Below are 18,421 nucleotides of genomic sequence, written 5' to 3' on the forward strand. Positions count from 1 at the left end.
AAGCTTTTTATCCTGGTTCGTTAGGTAATATTACTAACCTACTCAGCATATTCTGCAAAGAAGCTAAACTAAAATCGAAAGGGGTTACAGAGATGATGAAGAAAGTTTTAATCTCATTACTTTCTCTTGTGTTCGTATTTTCACTCGTACCGCTCACAGGAAGTGCAAACGAGCCACAGAAACCAGATGTGGAGTTGTGGAATGCAGTCAAACCACTCGAGACAACCGTTACATTCCTAAACAGTGGCGCTCACCCTGATGATGAACGTAGCGATTTTCTTGCTTATTTATCAAGGGGATTAGGTGTGAAGACATCAAGCCTGATCGCAAACCGGGGGGAAGGCGGACAAAATGAAATTGGCGATGAACTAGACAATGCCTTAGGGATTATCCGCTCCAGAGAAATGATTGAAGCAGCGAAAATTACCGGAGTAAAAGCCTATCATCTTAGTGAAACAACCTCTGATCCGATTTATGATTTCGGCTTTTCGAAAACACCTGAAGAAACATTAGCAAAATGGGGCGAAGACTTAACGTATGAACGGCTAATACGCTTTATCCGTACATATCAGCCTGATATTCTCATGCCTTCGTTCCAAAATGATGATACCCAACATGGCCACCACCGCACCATGACGATTTTAAGTGAACGTGCTTTTAAAGATGCAGCCGATCCAACTGTTTTCCCACAACAATTGAAACAAGGCCTATCAGTATGGCAAGCGAAAAAGTTATATCTACCTGTTTCCACTAAAGAGAAAGCGACTACATCTATCGAAATCGGCACCTATGATCCCATATATGGCATGACCTACCCACAACTAGGCGAACAATCGCGCTATCTGCACAAAAGCCAAGGGATGGGGTCCGATATCCCAGCTGCACCTCGCCAAGTCCACTTAGAATTGAAACAAACGGCTGTGGATACGAAAGGCAAGTTAGGCCTTTTTGAAGGAGTTCCTTATAATTTTACCGAGTGGTCTGCTAAGCTACCAAGCTCAGCGTCAAAATTAAAGTCGGAATTCATCAATGTGCAGCGAAAATTGAACGCGGTTGTTGCCGCCTATCCGAATAAACAACACGTTTTCACAACAACCCAAACCGCGCTGTCTGATGTACGTTTACTTTCTGCCCAAATAAAAAAAGCAAAACTAAACGCAGAATTGAAAAATGACTTGCTCCACAAGGTTTCCTTAAAAGAAGAACAGTTACAAACTGCAAGCTATGTCTCATCAGGTCTAAAAGTGCAAGCAAAAGCAGACTCGACAATCCTGACAAAAGGGCAAAAAACAAACGTAACCGTAACCGTGAAGAATTCAGGAAAGCAAACGTTGGAAAAAGTTGCTGCAACATTGGATGTGCCAAAAGGATGGAAAGCTAAGACCAAATCTAAAACAGTCAATTTAGCCCCAAATCAATCAACGACCATTACGTACGAGATTGACGTGCCTAAAGATGCAGATTATTATCACGCTTATCATGAACCAGCACTTACAACAAGCATTTCGTATGAATTCGGGAAAACTAAAACAACAGAAACCGAGGAATTGGAAGGAACCGTCGCTGTTCTACCAGATGTCAGTCTCACCCTTTCTCCTGAAGATATCGTCGTCAACACAGCCGATGGGCAAAAAGAAATACCTGTGAAAGTAACGGTGAAAAACTATCGAGATGGAAAAACATCCGCTGACGTTGCTTTACACACACCAAAAGATTGGAAAGTTTCTCCTAGCAAATCAACCGTTTCATTTACGAAAAATTTAGAAGAAAAACAAGTGAATTTCACCCTGACACCACCTAAAACGATTCAAGATGGTAAGTATAATCTAACAGCTCAAGCTACGGTCGATGGAAAAACATTCAATTCGACAATTCAAGAAATATCCTATGATCATATCGGCACATTCTATTATCAATACGAAGCCGCAATCAACACTGTTGCCTTTGAACTACTAAAGCCAGCCTCATTAAAAGTCGGCTATATTGAAAGCGGATTTGATAAAGTAGCCGATTACTTAAGTAACGCAGGTCTCAATATTACAAAACTAACAGAAGCTGATTTAGCATCTGGCGATTTGAGTCAATATGATACGATTGTGACCGGCATTCGCGCTTACTTGTCTCGCGCAGATTTAAAAGCAAATAATGCTCGCTTACTGCAATACGTTGAAAATGGCGGCCATCTTGTCGTGCAATATCACAAACCAGGTGATGGTTGGGATGAAAAGACGACTGCCCCATATCCACTTACTCTTGGCAATCCATCGATTAAGTGGAGAGTAACCGATGAAAAAGCTGCAGTCAATGTCTTACAACCATATTCAGCCCTTTTCAATTTCCCGAATGAAATCACAACAAAAGATTGGGACAATTGGGTGCAAGAAAGAGGCTTATACTTCCCGATGAAGTGGGATTCACACTATGAAACATTCATATCCATGAACGATCCTAACGAAGATCCATTTGATGGCGGTATTCTAATGGCCAATTATGGCAAAGGCACGTATCTCTACACCAACCTTGTCTTCTACCGCCAAATCCAAGGCCAAGTACCAGGTGGCTATCGAATTCTGACCAACTTGATAAGTTACGGAGCTGAATAATTAGATGAATGAACCTATGCATGTGTATATGTGCATAGGTTTTTTATTTTGGGCGAAACTAGCACTTATTTTTACCTTCAGACGTGGAAATCGCACAGCATTTTTACCATTTCGATCCGGATATCAAATTTGCGAGCGCCATTTCGAATTTACGTGCCAGAATCGATACTTCTCGAGCGAGATTTGCGATTTGCGTGCCGGAGCCTAATTTAGGAAATAAAACTGATGCAGTAAACATTCCGGAACTACGACAAAAAAACGAATCTGAATTTTAACCAAACATGAGTTGTTAGGGAGCTAAATAAATACACGAACGAACCTATGCATGCGTGATAGTGCATAGGTTTTTTATTTATTACGAAACTATCTCTTACTTTTACCTTCAGGCGTGGAAATCGCCCATTATTTCTACAGTTACGATCCGGATATCAAATTTGCGAGCGCCATTTCGAATTTACGTGCCGGAATCGGAGACTTACGTGCCAGAATCGATACTTCTCGAGCGGGATTTGCGATTTGCGTGCCGGAGCCTAATTTAGAAAGTAAAACTGTTGCAGTAAACATTCCGGAACTACGACAAAAAAACGAATCTGAATTTAAAAAAAACATGATTTGTTAGGGGGCTAAATAAATACACAAACGAACCTATGCATGCGTGATATGTGCATAGGTTTTTTATTTATTACGAAACTATCACTTACTTTTACCTTCAGGCGTGGAAATCGCCCTCTATTTCTACAGTTACGATCCGGATATCAAATTTGCGAGCGCCATTTCGAATTTACGTGCCGGAATCGGAGACTTACGTGCCAGAATCGATACTTCTCGAGCGGGATTTGCGATTTGCGTGCCGGAGCCTAATTTAGAAAGTAAAACTGTTGCAGTAAACATTCCGGAACTACGACAAAAAAACGAATCTGAATTTAAAAAAAACATGATTTGTTAGGGGGCTAAATAAATACACAAACGAACCTATGCATGCGTGATAGTGCATAGGTTTTTTATTTATTACGAAACTATCACTTACTTTTACCTTTAGGCGTGGAAATCGCCCTCTATTTCTACAGTTACGATCCGGAAATCAAATTTGCGAGCGCAATTTCGAATTTACGTGCCGGAATCGTGGATTTACGTGCCAGAATCGATACTTTTCGAGCGGGATTTGCGATTTGCATGCCGGATCCTAATTTAGGAAGTAAAACTGTTGCATTAAACATTCCGGAACTACGACAAAAAAAACGGAAGACCCATTATCAGGACTCCCGCTTTTCTATAAAACGTACTATCATTTTCCTTCTAATACGTTAATAAACTCTCTTAAATAATCTGGCAGATCTGGTGGACGACGGCTTGAGATAAGATGTCCATCTGTAATAACCGGTTCGTCATACCAATTAGCACCTGCATTTTCCATATCATCTTTAATGCCAGGTGTACTTGTTACGTTTTTACCTTGCAAAATTTTCGCAGAAATCAATACCCAGCCTGCATGACAGATTTGACCAATTGGTTTTTCACTAGCATCCATTTCTTGGATTAAGGAGATAACTTCAGGAAACCTTCTGATTTTATCAGGTGCCCAGCCTCCTGGTACTAGAATGGCATCATAGTCTTCTGGATTCACATCACCATAAGCCATATCAGATTCTGCTGGCACACCGTACTTGCCGATATACGTCTCATTTGCCACTTCACCAGCAAGATGGACAATCGCTCCCTCTTCCCGAAGTCTGAGAATCGGATACCATAGCTCTAAATCTTCACACTCATGATGAACTAGGCTAATAACTTTCTTTCCTTCTAATCGCATGTTATTACCTCCTTATCTATTTCTAATGCTATTCTACACCATTTTAAACTTTTTCGCTTGAACAAGTTAACTTTTCGGGTAAATTTGAATAACTCAAATAAAATCATTTATTGACTTTGGAAAACATAATCGATGAAAGTGAATGATTTTGAGGTATTATTTACTGAGTAAGAAGAACAGAAGTTATAATAAATAGAAGTTGTTTTTGAGCATGTTCAGGTTGAATATCTGTTTCTTGTTCTATTGAAAGATAAAGCCTCATCAAATTGTTCCATCACTTCGAAACTTTAATAAAATACAAAACCTAAACTTTTTCTAAATAAAGTGAAACTTCAATCAGTGGGGGTTCTTCACCCCCTATCGATTGTTAGCCCGTTAATGCGGGATAAGCCCAAACCACTTTATCTATCTTACGCTTTTTGGCAAAATGGCCTGGAGCTTTAAAGACAATTCTTCCACTAGCTCATTGACTGTTACATCCCTCTCCGATTCTCCTTTTTCAAAAGCATCTTTGAGAATGTGATAAAAGTCTTCCTTTGTTATACTTGCATTCATGATAAATTCTCCCTCGTTTATGTACAGAAATCATCCCCAAAAAGAGTCCAATTCAGCACTAGGCAATCCTTTTATCGTGTTATTTACACTTGCATTAAACAATGTGTAATACTTACTGGGTCTGACTCTTTATTTATGGAAGACCCCTCTCATTTCATAAGAAACCGGAGCCTTGTCCTTATATACTGACTTGATAACTTGCTCAAACATCTTTTCCAAGCAGAAAATAATTAACAATCAAATCCTATTATTCAGTCATTTTATTATTTTATCATATACAACTACTTTCTCACTTTGAATTATTTCGACAAAATTTGGGTAGCACAACCAAAACCTTTTGCTGTAAAATTAAATACCCCTTTTACACGAAGCAAAACTATGAATAAAATGGAAATACTATATGCTTTTAGTTAATCACTAACAATATTATGACTGATAGCAAAGCAAATTAAATGAATAGAAAGTATGCATTTAATCAAATGTCTCCCTTATAACCTAAACTTTCCTTAATCCCCGGAATCAAAAACTGACCAGTATCGAGGACTGGTCAGCATTTATTCCTATTCCTTTTTCGCTGCCACATCCTCAGAAATATAAGCAGTTTCATCTACTATCTCAAACGCCGACATGCTCGTTCCACCTGTATTAACATTTTCTGGTACGTCAACTTCAGCAACAGACTTTTCTTCCCCTTTTTCTTTTGGAGAATTTAGGTAAACACAAAGAATAGCAATTGTTAATAATATACCAAATATAACTGCAATTACAAGCGCCTTTTTTTGTCTATAATCCAACACTACACCTACTTTCTCAGATATCCCCTTCCTTAAATTAAGTATATTTTGATTATTTAGCTAAATTCCTTTTAATTTTTCTTATCTAATTAAGTTTTGAAGTAATAGGTGTTAAGATCAAGGTAATGTGGTTATTGCTTTCTTTAAGAAACGCATAAAATAGACTATGGAAAAAAATCATTTACTTCAATTTGAACTACAAGGACTTTCCACTAAAAGATAAGCTGGATCCTTCTTACGAATCTAAAAACGTCTTCCCCTTCAATTCATTCAACGTGACAACAAATTCATAAAGAAGTTTATAGGAGTTTTCCATATCTTCTAAGTCCACTACTTCAATAGGTGTGTGCGTATAGCGCGATGGGATGGAAATAACACCTGCTGATACACCTTTATGTGTCATGTGGATCGCCCCTGCGTCTGTGCCAATGCCCATGAAAACTTCAAGCTGATGAGGAATATGGCCGTTCTCGGCGATCTTCTTTAAATGTTGCGTAACAAGTGGATGGGCAATGAATGATTTATCGACAATTTTAATACACGGACCGGCACCTAATACCCTAGTCCCCGTCATCAACACGTCATTTGTATCACTCGTCGGCGTAGTATCTAGTACTAACGCATAATCCGGTTCGACAGCAGCTGATACAACGGATGCCCCTCTTAGTCCGACTTCCTCTTGAACGGTAAATGCTCCGTAAATATCGCCATGTTTGGCACCTGATTCACGTAAGTTTTGCAGAAAATGAATCAGAACAGCACAGCCCGCTCTGTCGTCCAATGCTTTTCCGACAACACGATTGTTGCCTATTTGCTTACACTCGGTTCCATAAGAAATCGGCTGGCCTACGCGAATTCCCATCTCGATGACATCTTCTTTCGAGCGGGCACCGACATCAATATATAGCTCACGATGATTAGCGACTCGGTTTGGGTCATCCCATTTCACATAATGAACGGATAGAGTCCCAATGACACCATGTACAATGCCACGATTTGCTTTAATAAGTACAGGTAAGGACAGCAAGATTCGGTCATCAAAACCACCTAATTTTTCAAATCGAATCAATCCGTTATCTTCAATTTTTTTGACAATAAAGCCGATCTCATCCGTGTGTGCCGCAATAACTAATGATGGGAAACTTGCATCATTGCCATTTATTTTCACGAGTAAATTACCAACTGCATCAACATGGTATTCATCCACATAGTCTTTCACTTCACGTAAAATAAACCGTTGGACATCTTGTTCGAATCCACTCGGTCCAACGATATTACTTAAACTTTTTAACAGTTCGTACATAGTTGCTCCTCCTTAATAAGGGTCAGACCCCACTTTTACTATATCTCGTTTATTTGTCTCGTAAATGAGGCAATAAACTTTGGATTTAGTGTGTGAGGTCAGACCCTTTATTTCGTTAATATAGAGTGTAAGGACTAATCCTTTTCCTTAGTTCGTCAAGTACACTTCAGCAAAATTATCATTTTCCATTGGGTGGGCGTTAAATCCTTGTACATAGCCCGCAAGACCCATAGGTGGCGTAGTATGTCCAATCGTTACCCACGGTGCATCTTGATGGAAAATTTCTTGTGCTTGTTTATACAACTTGATACGTTCTTCTTGTTCAAACGTTACACGAGCTTGTTGCAAAAGTTTTGTAAACTCTTCATTATTATAAAAAGCACGGTTGCTGGCTGGTTTTTCGATATTCGTATTGCTTAAGTTCGGGAATAAGAAATTATCTGGATCTGCCATAACACCCGTCCAACCGTATAAGGCCATTGGATGTTCCCCTTCACCCGTCTTTTGTAAATACGTTGCCCATTCATACGTTTTGATTTCTGCGTCAATGCCGATTGCTTTCAAGTTCGCTTGCATCGCTTCGGCAATTTTTAATGGTTGTGGTAAATACGGTCTAGGATTGCTCATCGTCCATAATTCCGTTTTGAAGCCGTCTGGGAAGCCTGCTTCTGCCAGTAGCTTCTTCGCTGCTTCTACATCGTATTTGTAATCTTCAATCTCATCATTATAGCCCCAAAGTGAAGATGGGAATGGGTTTTTCGCCACTTCTGCATAGCCATTATAGAATGCATCAATTAATTCTTTCTTGTTAATCGCCATATTAATCGCTTGGCGTACTTTCACATTATCAAATGGTGCCATTTGTGTATTGAAAACCATGAATCCTGTGTTAAAACTTGGACGTTCAATTAAGCTTAATTGTGAATTGGCTTTGATTGTATCTGCATCATCTGGATTTAAGCCATCAATAATGTCTACTTCACCACTTTGAAGAGCAGTAAGACGGGATGAATTATCCGGAATCACACGGAAAATCATTTCATCTAAGTATGGTTGTCCATCGACATAATAATTTTCATTTTTCTTTAAGACCACTTTGTCATTACGACTCCAGCTCTCGAACTTAAACGGTCCAGTACCAACTGGATGTTCATAAAACTTATCGCCATATTTTTTAATCGCATCGGGACTGGCAATTCCGAACATTGGAATCGCTAAATAACTAATAAATGGTGCTGTTTTTTCAGTTAATGTAATTTCTACTGTTGATGCATCTACTGCTTTTACAGAGGCAATTTTGTGATTTGGATCACCTTTAAATCCACCATACAGGAATGGATAGTACGGGAAGTCTCCCTTATGGTACGGATTCGCTGGGTCCATCCAACGCTCAAAGTTGAATACAACAGCATCTGCGTTAAAATCGGTGCCATCTTGGAATTTTACACCTTGTTTAAGCGTAAGTGTCCATGTTAAGCCATCTTCAGAAACTTTATAAGATTCCGCTAGTTTTGGTTGTAATTCGAGCTTATCATCGTAAACAAACAATGTTTCAAAAATATTATGCGTCACACGGATCGACTCGCCATCCGTAACATTGATTGGGTCTAAGCCAATCGAATCTGCGCCGCGGCCATAGATTAATGTTCCACCGGCTTTTGGTTCCGTTGTTTCGCTCTTGTCTACAGCTTTTTCTTTGTTCCCACCAGAACAAGCTGTAAGCAATAATGTTAGTACGACTAAAATACTTACAAATAATGAAGAATTTCTTTTCATCATCGTTCCCCCTATTTTCTATATGGAAAGCGGTACGAAGTGTTCGTCCCGCAGTCTACCTATTTCTAGCTTTTCATTTTTGGATCTAAGGCATCTCTAAGTCCATCGCCCATTAAGTTAAAGCCAAGCACCGTCAGCATAATCGCAATTCCTGGGAATAAAACGGTCCATGGTGCCTGAATAATGTATTGCCTTGAATCGGCAAGCATTTTCCCCCATTCCGCTTGTGGAGGTTGAGCTCCCATTCCTAAAAATCCGAGTGCCGCCGCTTCAATAATGGCTGTTGCGATCGCTAATGTAGCTTGCACAATAATCGGTGCTAAGCTATTTGGTAATACATGATGGAATAAAATACGACCATCACTCATCCCCACCGCTCGAGCCGCCATAATATATTCTTCCTGTTTCACACTGAGTACTTTTGAACGAATGAGCCTGCCGAAATTCGGAATATTAATAATTGCAATCGCAATTAAGGCATTTTGTAAAGATGGTCCCAATACGGCTACGACTGCAATCGCTAATAGAATACTAGGAAAAGCAAGCATAATATCAAAGATTCTCGAAATCACTGTATCGATCCATCGTCCGTAAAATCCGGCGATAATGCCAAGAAAACAGCCGATGATTACAGATCCCGCGACCGATACGAGGCCAACCCATAAAGAAATTCGCGCCCCATAGATAACCCGGGAAAAAATATCGCGGCCAAAATCATCCGTCCCGAACCAGTGCTCTGAAGATGGTGGGTTATTACGAATGGAAAGTTGTTGTTCATTGATACCATATGGCGCAAGTAGTGGTGCAAGGATCGCAATAATGATAAAAAATAGCACAATTCCTGAGCCAACTAATGCTACTTTGTTTTTCTTAAAGGTTTTCCACCCTTCTCGCCACGGGGAAACCGCTTCTTCCAGTTGAAGCTCATTTGTCTCATTTTCACGTTTTGCTAAAACCGGCACAAAAATCCCCCTTCCCTTTAGTTGTATTTAATGCGTGGATCGATCGCAACATATAGAAGGTCCACAATCAGATTAATCAATATGAAGATGGTTGCAATGATGAGAATACCAGACTGAATCACTGGATAATCGCGAAATCCGATCGCTTCATAAATATAACGGCCAATTCCAGGCCAACCAAATATCGTTTCCGTTAAGATCGCTCCACCAAGTAATAGTCCGACTTGAAGGCCGATTACAGTTAGTACTGGGATTACCGCATTTTTTAATGAATGCTTGTACACGACAAAAAACATTCTCATCCCTTTTGCACGTGCTGTTCTAATATAGTCGGAACGCATGACTTCTAGCATACTGGAACGAGTAATCCGGGCAATAATCGCCATCGGAATCGTTGCAAGGGCTAAACTCGGTAAGATTAAATGGCGGATGACTTCACCGAATTGATCGAATCTACCAGCGATCAATGTATCGATTAAATAGAGATTCGTCACCACTTCAACTGGATCTCGAACATTCTCACGTCCTGTTGAAGGAAGCCAACCTAATTCTAAAGAAAAAGCCCATTGCTCCATTAAACCGAGCCAGAAAACCGGAATCGAAATCCCAATTAACGCCAGAATCATCGCGACATAATCAAACCATGAATTTTGAAACCACGCACTAATAATTCCTGCATTGACGCCAATAAAAATCGCAATAAACATTGCGACCAATGATAATTCCAATGTAGCTGCAAGATATGGCCAAATTTCATCCTTAATTGGCGCTGAGCTTCGTAATGACTCCCCTAAATCTCCTGACAGGAGCCCTTTTACATAGTGAAAAAATTGCACATACCATGGATCATTTAAGCCAAGCTTTTCAGTTAATTGTGCCACCGCTTCTTTTGTTGCTTGCTGTCCTAAGATCACTTGGGCTGGATCACCCGGGATGGCTCGAATGATGAAAAACACAACAAATGTCATACCAAATAGGACGGGTATAAGCATCAATAGACGGCGAATTGTGTAGGTTAACACAAAAACCCCTCCCCTTTCATTTCTACATATCTAAGTGCTTTCTTACTTCAATCGACAAGCCACAAAATGGCCTGGCGCAACTTCAATTAAATCATCACGTTCTGAGTCAATATTCATCCAAGAATCATCGATGACATATTTACTTGGCAGTGTGCCAAATTGAATCGCAGCTTGTTCATCGGCTTGATAATATTCCGGATCTGGAATAGGTACCGCAGCTAACAATTGCTGGGTGTATGGATGAAGTGGATTTTGATAAATTTTTTCAGCGTCAGCTAACTCCACCATCCGTCCTTTATACATAACCCCGACTCGATCACTAATATGACGGACAACGCCAAGATCGTGGGCGATAAAGATATACGTTAATTGAAACTCCTTCTGCAAGTCTTTCAATAGATTGAGAACTTGCGATTGAATCGACACATCCAACGCTGAAACGGGTTCATCAGCAATAATCAATTTCGGATTGGTCATTAACGCCCTGGCTATGCCAATTCGTTGCCGCTGCCCACCACTAAATTGATGAGGATAACGTCTTGCGTGATAACTTGTTAATCCTACTACCTCTAACATATCGCTGACCTTTTTCTTTCGTTCAGCCTCATTGCCAATTCCATGAACAATCAGCGGTTCCTCTAATATTTTCTCCACTGTATGTCGCGGATTAAGAGAAGCATATGGATCTTGAAAAATCATTTGAATATGACGCCTTACTTTTCTCATTTCTTTTTTCGGGAGCGCCCGAAGATCTCGATTATCAAAGAGAATTGTTCCTTCTGTTGGTTCAATTAACCGAAGCAACATCCTGCCTGTTGTCGACTTGCCACAGCCACTTTCGCCAACGATCCCTAATGTTTCTCCTTCATTCACATGAAAAGAAACACCATCAACAGCCTTCATATCACCGATTTTCTTACCTAAAATCCCGCCCGTAATCGGAAAGTATTTTTTGACATTTTCCACCTGTAAGATCGGCTTCGTCATTTGGAAACACCCCCTTGTTGTTCATAAAGAAAGCATCTTACTTTTTGCCCTTCTCCGGTTTGATACAGTTCAGGTGTTTCCGTAAAACAGCGATCAAACGCATGTTCACATCGTGCAGCAAAACGGCAACCTTCTTTAATACTTCCTGGCTTTGGAACATTTCCAGGAATCGAATACAGCCGATCGACTTTTTTTCGCATATCAGGCACAGATTTAATTAAGCCCACAGTGTAAGGATGCTTCGGGCTTTTGTAAATCGTCGCAATATCTCCTTCTTCAACGACCTTTCCTGCATACATGACAACAACGCGCTGACAAACTTCAGCTACTACGCCAAGGTCATGGGTGATCATCATAATCGCTGTTTGATAGTCATGATTTAACTTTTTCATAAGCTTAAGAATCTGTGCTTGGATGGTGACATCTAGAGCAGTAGTCGGCTCATCAGCGATTAGCAATTGCGGGTTACAGACCATAGCCATCGCAATCATAACTCGTTGACGCATGCCGCCAGATAACTGGTGAGGGTATTCATTTAGCAATTCTTCCGCGCGAGGTAAGCCAACCATTTGCAAAATTTCAATCGCTCGTTCCTTCACTTGCTGCTTGTTCCACTTGTTATGTAAGCGAATCGTTTCCATAATCTGATTCCCAATTGTAAACAACGGGTTTAAAGACGTCATCGGTTCCTGGAAAATCATCGTAATATCATTGCCCCGAATTTGCCGCATCCGTTTTTCCGATGCCTTCGTCAAATCCTCGCCTTTATACAAAATTTCTCCACCAACAATTTTGCCAGGAGGACTTGGGACTAAACCCATAATCGATAACGAAGTCACCGATTTCCCGCAGCCCGATTCCCCAACAACCCCAAGAATTTCTCCTTTATTAATATAAAAGTCAATGTCATCCACTGCCGCCACTTCTCCATCATCCGTAAAAAAAGAAGTACGCAGATTTTTTACTTCTAAAACAGATTCACCGCTCATATGAAAGCTCCTTCCCATAACAATTCCCGACATTCCCCTTGCATTTCAATACCAAATTTCGTATTTAAATACAATCAATCCCGATAATTGTATACATAAAAAAGTCCAATTTTATCGAAAAACTTATTATTCTCAAACTTAAAGAACTTATAATCTATTTATTAATATTCTTTTGATATAATAATATTTTTAGAATATTTTTTGTTTTCATGTAGTATACCGCAAAAATCTACATTATTCTACAGTATTTTCACACACTTTAAGAGGATATTAAGCATCCGCAACCTGTTGGAGACATGGATTACGCGGGTGAAAGCGCTTTTATTTAAGGCGTAAAAAAACAGAGAGTCTATTTGAATTGACTCTCTGTTTTTGCTTAATCTGTAAAACTGTTGAAGAAATCAACGAATAAGATAACAAGTCTGATTTTCTCTCGTTAAATACTGTATGAGAAGCTTGATTTCAGCAAGATAATACTAAAATACATAATAGTGGCATATTCAAAATAGTTTTGACAAATATCGAGTGGTGACAAGCCAAAAAACTAGTAGATAGATAGCTTTGTTTCGTGCATCTTCCTAGCTTCTCCATCATAAAGCCGATAATTAGATTTGTGTGACGAAGCCAATCTTGTTCACCGAGGAGTCGACGTTAAACTCAACAAGCACTATCTAGCATTCAATAAAAATTTACAGTTTGCAAAGTAGGCACATTATTCTAATCGAAAAAACTATACTTTTTCATCCGAACTCTACAGTATTTTCAAACTTTTAAAACGAGGTTAAGCATCCGCAACAAATTCGAGGAATTCTATTTAGTTCCAGGTTTTAGACAGACTTAGAACCAGATCCATTATTTCATACCCTATTATAGTCATAAAGCCTGAACCCTTTTATGTTAGGTTCAGGCTTTATTAAGGACTATTCTTATTACTTACCGCTGAATTTCTCTTTTTCTACCTCATGTTTAGGATTACCTTTTCTAAATGACCAGATGTCAGAAACTGTTCTACCGGTGTAAATATCTTCAGCAACAGCATACCAGGAATACGTATGATTTGCCGGTAGCCCTTTCCAATCTACTTGTGCAGTTTTGCCGCTTTTCACATTTTCTACTTTGCCTATATCAGAATTGGTATAAACGTTGACTTCAAAACTGTCAGTCGCGACTCTTTTCTCTTGTAGTTGAAGATCCAGGTTGATGACAAACTCATCTTTTCCTGCGTATTTGTCTGTGTCATAGTAATTGTAATCATTCAGATAAGGAGAATATGTGTTTACGAGAATTCTGTTTTGGTCGGTATCGAAGTGAAGCAGGCGCATGTAGCCTTGTCCACCTTCTGGACCAGCTTGATAATCGGCAAGCATTTGGTAGACTTGACGATCCGGTGTTCCGTCCCCATCATCATCGATTGAATCAACCAGCGTTTGAGCTTCATGGTAATGGCCACTTAATACAGCGATGACGTTTGTGTTGGGCACTACCACTTGGTTATAGATTTTTTCTCCAAGCGGGTGTCTTGTTCCAGTTGACAATAAATACTCGTGGAAGCTTAGAATTGCTTTTCGGTCCGGGTAAGCCGCTAAAACTTCGTTTAACCAAGCGATTGATTCGTCATCGACTCCCCAGCCCATGTACGTGATGATATAGTCATTACCATTAGCTGAAATTAAATCATAGTGACCACGATTATTTTTGTAAGATTCGCCGTAGTATGGTTTGTCTTTAAAACGATCTGCACCAAAGTATTGAGAGTAATTTGTATAATCACCTGTTTTGTGATCTACGTCATGGTTTCCTGCTAGAACTCCATATGGTACTTTTGCATCGTCTAGGACTTTCATAAACTGATCTGCATTGTTCCATTGGTATTGCTTATCTGATTCATCTACTAAATCTCCGGTGTGGATGACATATTTAATTTTTAATGCTTCTTGCATTTCCGCAATCCACTGTGTTTGTCTTTCATAAATATGCGGATAGCTCTCGGAATAATATTGTGTATCGGACATCCAAACGAATGTATAGTCATAATCGTTTGGAGAAGCCGGAATTTCATCTTGTATCATTACGTTGATTTTACTGTTCTTTACATACTCGTTTACAGGAACGGTTTGCTTTAACGAAAAATCACTTTCTCCTGCAATTTTATAATCGATTGCCATCCAGTTATTTTTCGTATGATTCCATGCATACATCGTTACTTTTCTACCTATTAGTGAATGACCTTCCCACGATAATTCAACAACATCATCCTCATCAACTGATCTGTCCAGTGTTACATCAAAACGGTGGTACGGGAATTGCGTAGTTGAATCTGTCATCAAATATTCATCATCTGAAGCTGTTACTTTTGAGATGTCTTCATCGGTAAAGGATGTTTCACCTTCTGGAACTGCCATTTGTGGTGGCTCTACATCGGCTGCATGTTTAAAAGCTTTTACATAATCTTTATTTGCTGCATTATATGTGAAGCCTTTGTAAAAACTCACGTTCATATCATCGTTCGTAGGATCAGTCACTTTTACTTTCAAAGTTGGAGATCCTTTTACACCTGGATCACCATCGTTCGGTGATAGGAGCTCTGGTTTAGACGGTAATTCGTCGACTACAGAGAATCGGATTGAAAGTTCTGTTTTGTTTCCTACTTTGTCAATTGCAGTAATCAGTAGCTCATGGTTGCCTGGTGCTAATTGTGATGAGGAAGTTTTATACGGAACTGTTATTGGCTCGTTGTCCAGCTTAACTTCCGCTTTATCTATACCAGCTATCTCATCGGTAATAGATGGATCGATAATAAATTCGCCTTTATATTCCTTATTCTTCTCAATTGAAGGAGCAATAACAGGAGCAGTATTGTCTACTTTTACGGTAGCCGTCCGCTCGCCATTCACTGGATCGCTTACTTTAATCGTATGAGCACCATCCGATACTGTAGTTGTATTCCACTTATATGCCTTTGATGGAGCTTTTTCTACTGGTAGAGAAAATGTGAAATTAACTGCTGGATTATCATCTTTCATTGCAATCACCTTATCAGGATCTGTATAAACAGGATCATTTATTAATGTCCCGTCAGTAAGAACTAATCTCACGTTTCGTAAACTATAATCATCCCTGTTCTCTCCTGCATTCGAAGGGAATGGTGAAGCTTTATCACCAGAACGGATTGTAAAGGTGTTTTCGCCAATTTTTATTTTCTCCGGTTGTATCGGAATTGTGATTGTTTGCCAATCAATAATTCCGTCATCAAAAATGCGTAATACCTCATCCCCCATAGTCACTCCGTTTTGGAAGAAAGTATTTACATTACTTACTTCAAATGCAAGATAACTTTCATCTTCAAGAGCATAATAAGTCTGTTCCTTTAACTCAGACTCATCAATAAATAGCTTCACATTTTCCTGTGTTGCATCACTCGAAGAACCTTTAATAATTTCTTCTCCTGAAAGAAAATCTCCATTTTTTACATTGAGTCTTAACTTGTCAGGATTTTTATCGCTTGTAATCTTCACTTTGTATGTATTACTTTTTACTTCATTCGCTCCGTCAGAAACAATGAAATAATACTCAATGTTTTCTTTCCCAATTAAATCAGGCGAGTAAATTGTATAGTGATACAGTAAATCATTATAATCCTGCTGTAACAATGCCCTTTTATATTCTGTTTGCTCATTGTTTTTATAATACAGGGCAACCGTTTTTACTTTTACATTATCCGTGGCATCAGCCTTAATCTTTAAATCTTCTAATTGTTTTATTTCAGTTTTACCCGTCAAATCTTCCACTGTAGGAGATACACTATCATCCTGTACTTCAACTGTTTTTGCAGGGACTTGACCTGATTGGACTTTCCCAGGTGTAGCAGCATTTTTTCCTGCACTTATTTTGATCATCTTGTTTGACCCATCTACTGGATATCTGTATGTAATCCCTTTATCAGGATATGTGTCATCAATACCAGTTACTTCATTGTAATATGCAACCGAGCTTTCAAATCCTGTGTTGGTCGCTACGACAAGTCCTCGGACAGAACCGTTAGCCATTCCAGCGCTGTAGATTCTGACAATATCTTCAGTTTCTACTAGATTTGAATTGTAATTTGCATTAAAATCAGCTACCGTTTTCTTCTCATTTTGTTCATTAATAATCCAGAATACAAGAGTTTCTTTTGATTTAATCACAACATTATCGGGTACAGATTCCCAAATAACATCACTATTCGGGTCTTCACCATAACGGTATTGCATCTTATAATCTTTAAAATTTATATCTTTGTTCGTATTATTGTAGATTTCAATAAACTCATAGCCGTCAGCCCCTCCGACATTTGCTGAATCAGGAACTACTTCTGTAACGAGGAAGTCAGGCAATTTATTGTAATCTACTACTGGTTTTGCGACTGCAATATTATATTCTGACGTTTTAGTGATATTTTTTCCATCTGCTGCTTCAATATAATAAATCAAATCAGATTCAACTGTTTCAGCAGGAATTTCCACTGAAAATTTAGAAGAATCTTCAGGGGTAGCAGTCATCGATATTGATGTAAATTGCTCATCCCCTTCTTTTTTGAAATGAAGGGTGGCATAAGGTACAGCTTTATCATCTGTAACAGCCGCTTCGATCCTAATAGGTGTGTATGCTTCACTATTTTTCACTGCAGAATGCTGAATGTCAGGTGCCACTGTGTCTTCTATTATTTCAGGTAATATAACCGCTGTTGCAGGAACTTGCACAGGTACAATTGCTCCTGGCGTCGGATTTGCAAGCGTTTGGAATTTTTCCATTTCCGTTCCTGTTTTTGGATAGTTGAATTGAACAACTTTCCCAGTATTATCGGTCTCCCCAGGAAGATAACCTGCAGAGATGATTTCTTTCCCTGTTTGATCTTTAATAACAAGTGCACGATTCCCCCCATTCGCAAAACCAGGGAATACATCCTTGAATGGAATGACTTTGTCTTCAGTCAGGTTTATATTAAATTGTGCATTAAATTCAGCTAAAGTCTTTCCAGTATTATTGAACCAAAATACGAATGTCTCTTGTGGTTCAATGGTGATATTACTCGGAATTTGAAATGGTTTTTCCACACCTGTATCTAAATAACGGTAAATAAAAGAATAGTTATTTAATAGTAACGGTTGATTCGTATTATTATAGAGCTCGAAAAACTCATAATTGTCCGTTCCTGCGGAATCTGGTGAAATCTCAGTTATCAGTAAATGTGGGAGACTATTGAAATCTTCTACTGTAGTAGTTTCTGGTGAAGGAGTAGTTTCGGTTACAGAATTACTCGAATCAGCTGATTCGTCCGTTCCTTCCAAAGTTGATTTTATAGATTCAGTGCTTGAATCAGTATGTATGGAACCTTCCCTGGTTGATACCTGTGGAATAGAAATTTTTTCTAGTTCTTCCGCATTGGTAATGATTGGAGTAATTAAAATAAAGTTCGGTAATACTAGGCTAAAAACTAATATATACGACAAAGGCACCCTAAATCTCTTGTTTTTCATACTTCCCCCTAAAAAAATGATCGATTTTTGTAAAATTATACAATCATTTCATTAAGGAATATTTAGGAAATTGTAAAGTTTCGGTGAACTTAAAGAAAAACATT

At 39.0% G+C, this 18,421-nt stretch carries 11 protein-coding genes; 1 reads left to right on the top strand and 10 read right to left on the bottom strand.

Annotation, left to right across the window (positions count from 1 at the left end; translation table 11 throughout):
- Positions 1–92 precede the first annotated feature (92 nt).
- On the top strand, positions 93–2,603 hold the full coding sequence (locus HNP81_RS04200) for an NEW3 domain-containing protein (protein ID WP_312859643.1): 2,511 nt from the start codon (positions 93–95) through the stop codon (positions 2,601–2,603).
- Between the two features lie 1,285 nt (positions 2,604–3,888).
- On the opposite strand, the gene HNP81_RS04205 is transcribed toward HNP81_RS04200, so the two are convergent.
- From HNP81_RS04205 to HNP81_RS04250, 10 genes are all read right to left on the bottom strand, one after another.
- Entirely contained in the window at positions 3,889–4,413 is a 525-nt protein-coding gene (locus HNP81_RS04205; protein WP_028391965.1) for a type 1 glutamine amidotransferase domain-containing protein, read from the bottom strand.
- Positions 4,414–4,818: 405 nt separating this feature from the next.
- Complete coding sequence (locus HNP81_RS04210; protein WP_154664007.1) at positions 4,819–4,968, bottom strand: YwzD family small protein; 150 nt, start codon at positions 4,966–4,968, stop codon at positions 4,819–4,821.
- 560 nt (positions 4,969–5,528) lie between these two features.
- On the bottom strand, positions 5,529–5,762 hold the full coding sequence (locus tag HNP81_RS04215; RefSeq protein WP_182501669.1) for a hypothetical protein: 234 nt from the start codon (positions 5,760–5,762) through the stop codon (positions 5,529–5,531).
- 235 nt (positions 5,763–5,997) lie between these two features.
- The gene (locus HNP81_RS04220) at positions 5,998–7,065 is read right to left on the bottom strand and encodes a M42 family metallopeptidase (protein ID WP_182501670.1); all 1,068 of its coding nucleotides are present in this window, start codon (positions 7,063–7,065) and stop codon (positions 5,998–6,000) included.
- 147 nt (positions 7,066–7,212) lie between these two features.
- Positions 7,213–8,841, bottom strand: coding sequence for an ABC transporter substrate-binding protein (locus tag HNP81_RS04225; RefSeq protein WP_182501872.1), 1,629 nt, complete (start codon positions 8,839–8,841; stop codon positions 7,213–7,215).
- Positions 8,842–8,906: 65 nt separating this feature from the next.
- Complete coding sequence (locus HNP81_RS04230) at positions 8,907–9,803, bottom strand: ABC transporter permease (RefSeq protein WP_034301150.1); 897 nt, start codon at positions 9,801–9,803, stop codon at positions 8,907–8,909.
- Positions 9,804–9,820: 17 nt separating this feature from the next.
- Positions 9,821–10,825, bottom strand: a complete 1,005-nt coding sequence (locus HNP81_RS04235) for an ABC transporter permease (RefSeq protein WP_028391970.1) — start codon at positions 10,823–10,825, stop codon at positions 9,821–9,823.
- Positions 10,826–10,867: 42 nt separating this feature from the next.
- Positions 10,868–11,812 (bottom strand): ABC transporter ATP-binding protein, encoded by a 945-nt coding sequence (locus HNP81_RS04240; protein ID WP_182501671.1) that lies wholly within the window; start codon positions 11,810–11,812, stop codon positions 10,868–10,870.
- Positions 11,809–12,801 (bottom strand): ABC transporter ATP-binding protein, encoded by a 993-nt coding sequence (locus tag HNP81_RS04245; RefSeq protein WP_028391972.1) that lies wholly within the window; start codon positions 12,799–12,801, stop codon positions 11,809–11,811. Before HNP81_RS04245 ends, HNP81_RS04240 begins: the two co-directional genes overlap by 4 nt.
- Positions 12,802–13,730: 929 nt before the next feature.
- Entirely contained in the window at positions 13,731–18,317 is a 4,587-nt protein-coding gene (locus HNP81_RS04250; RefSeq protein ID WP_182501672.1) for a lamin tail domain-containing metallophosphoesterase family protein, read from the bottom strand.
- Positions 18,318–18,421: the final 104 nt, after the last annotated feature.

It is taken from the genome of Peribacillus huizhouensis, from assembly GCF_014138605.1.
GTDB lineage: Bacteria > Bacillota > Bacilli > Bacillales > DSM-1321 > Peribacillus > Peribacillus huizhouensis.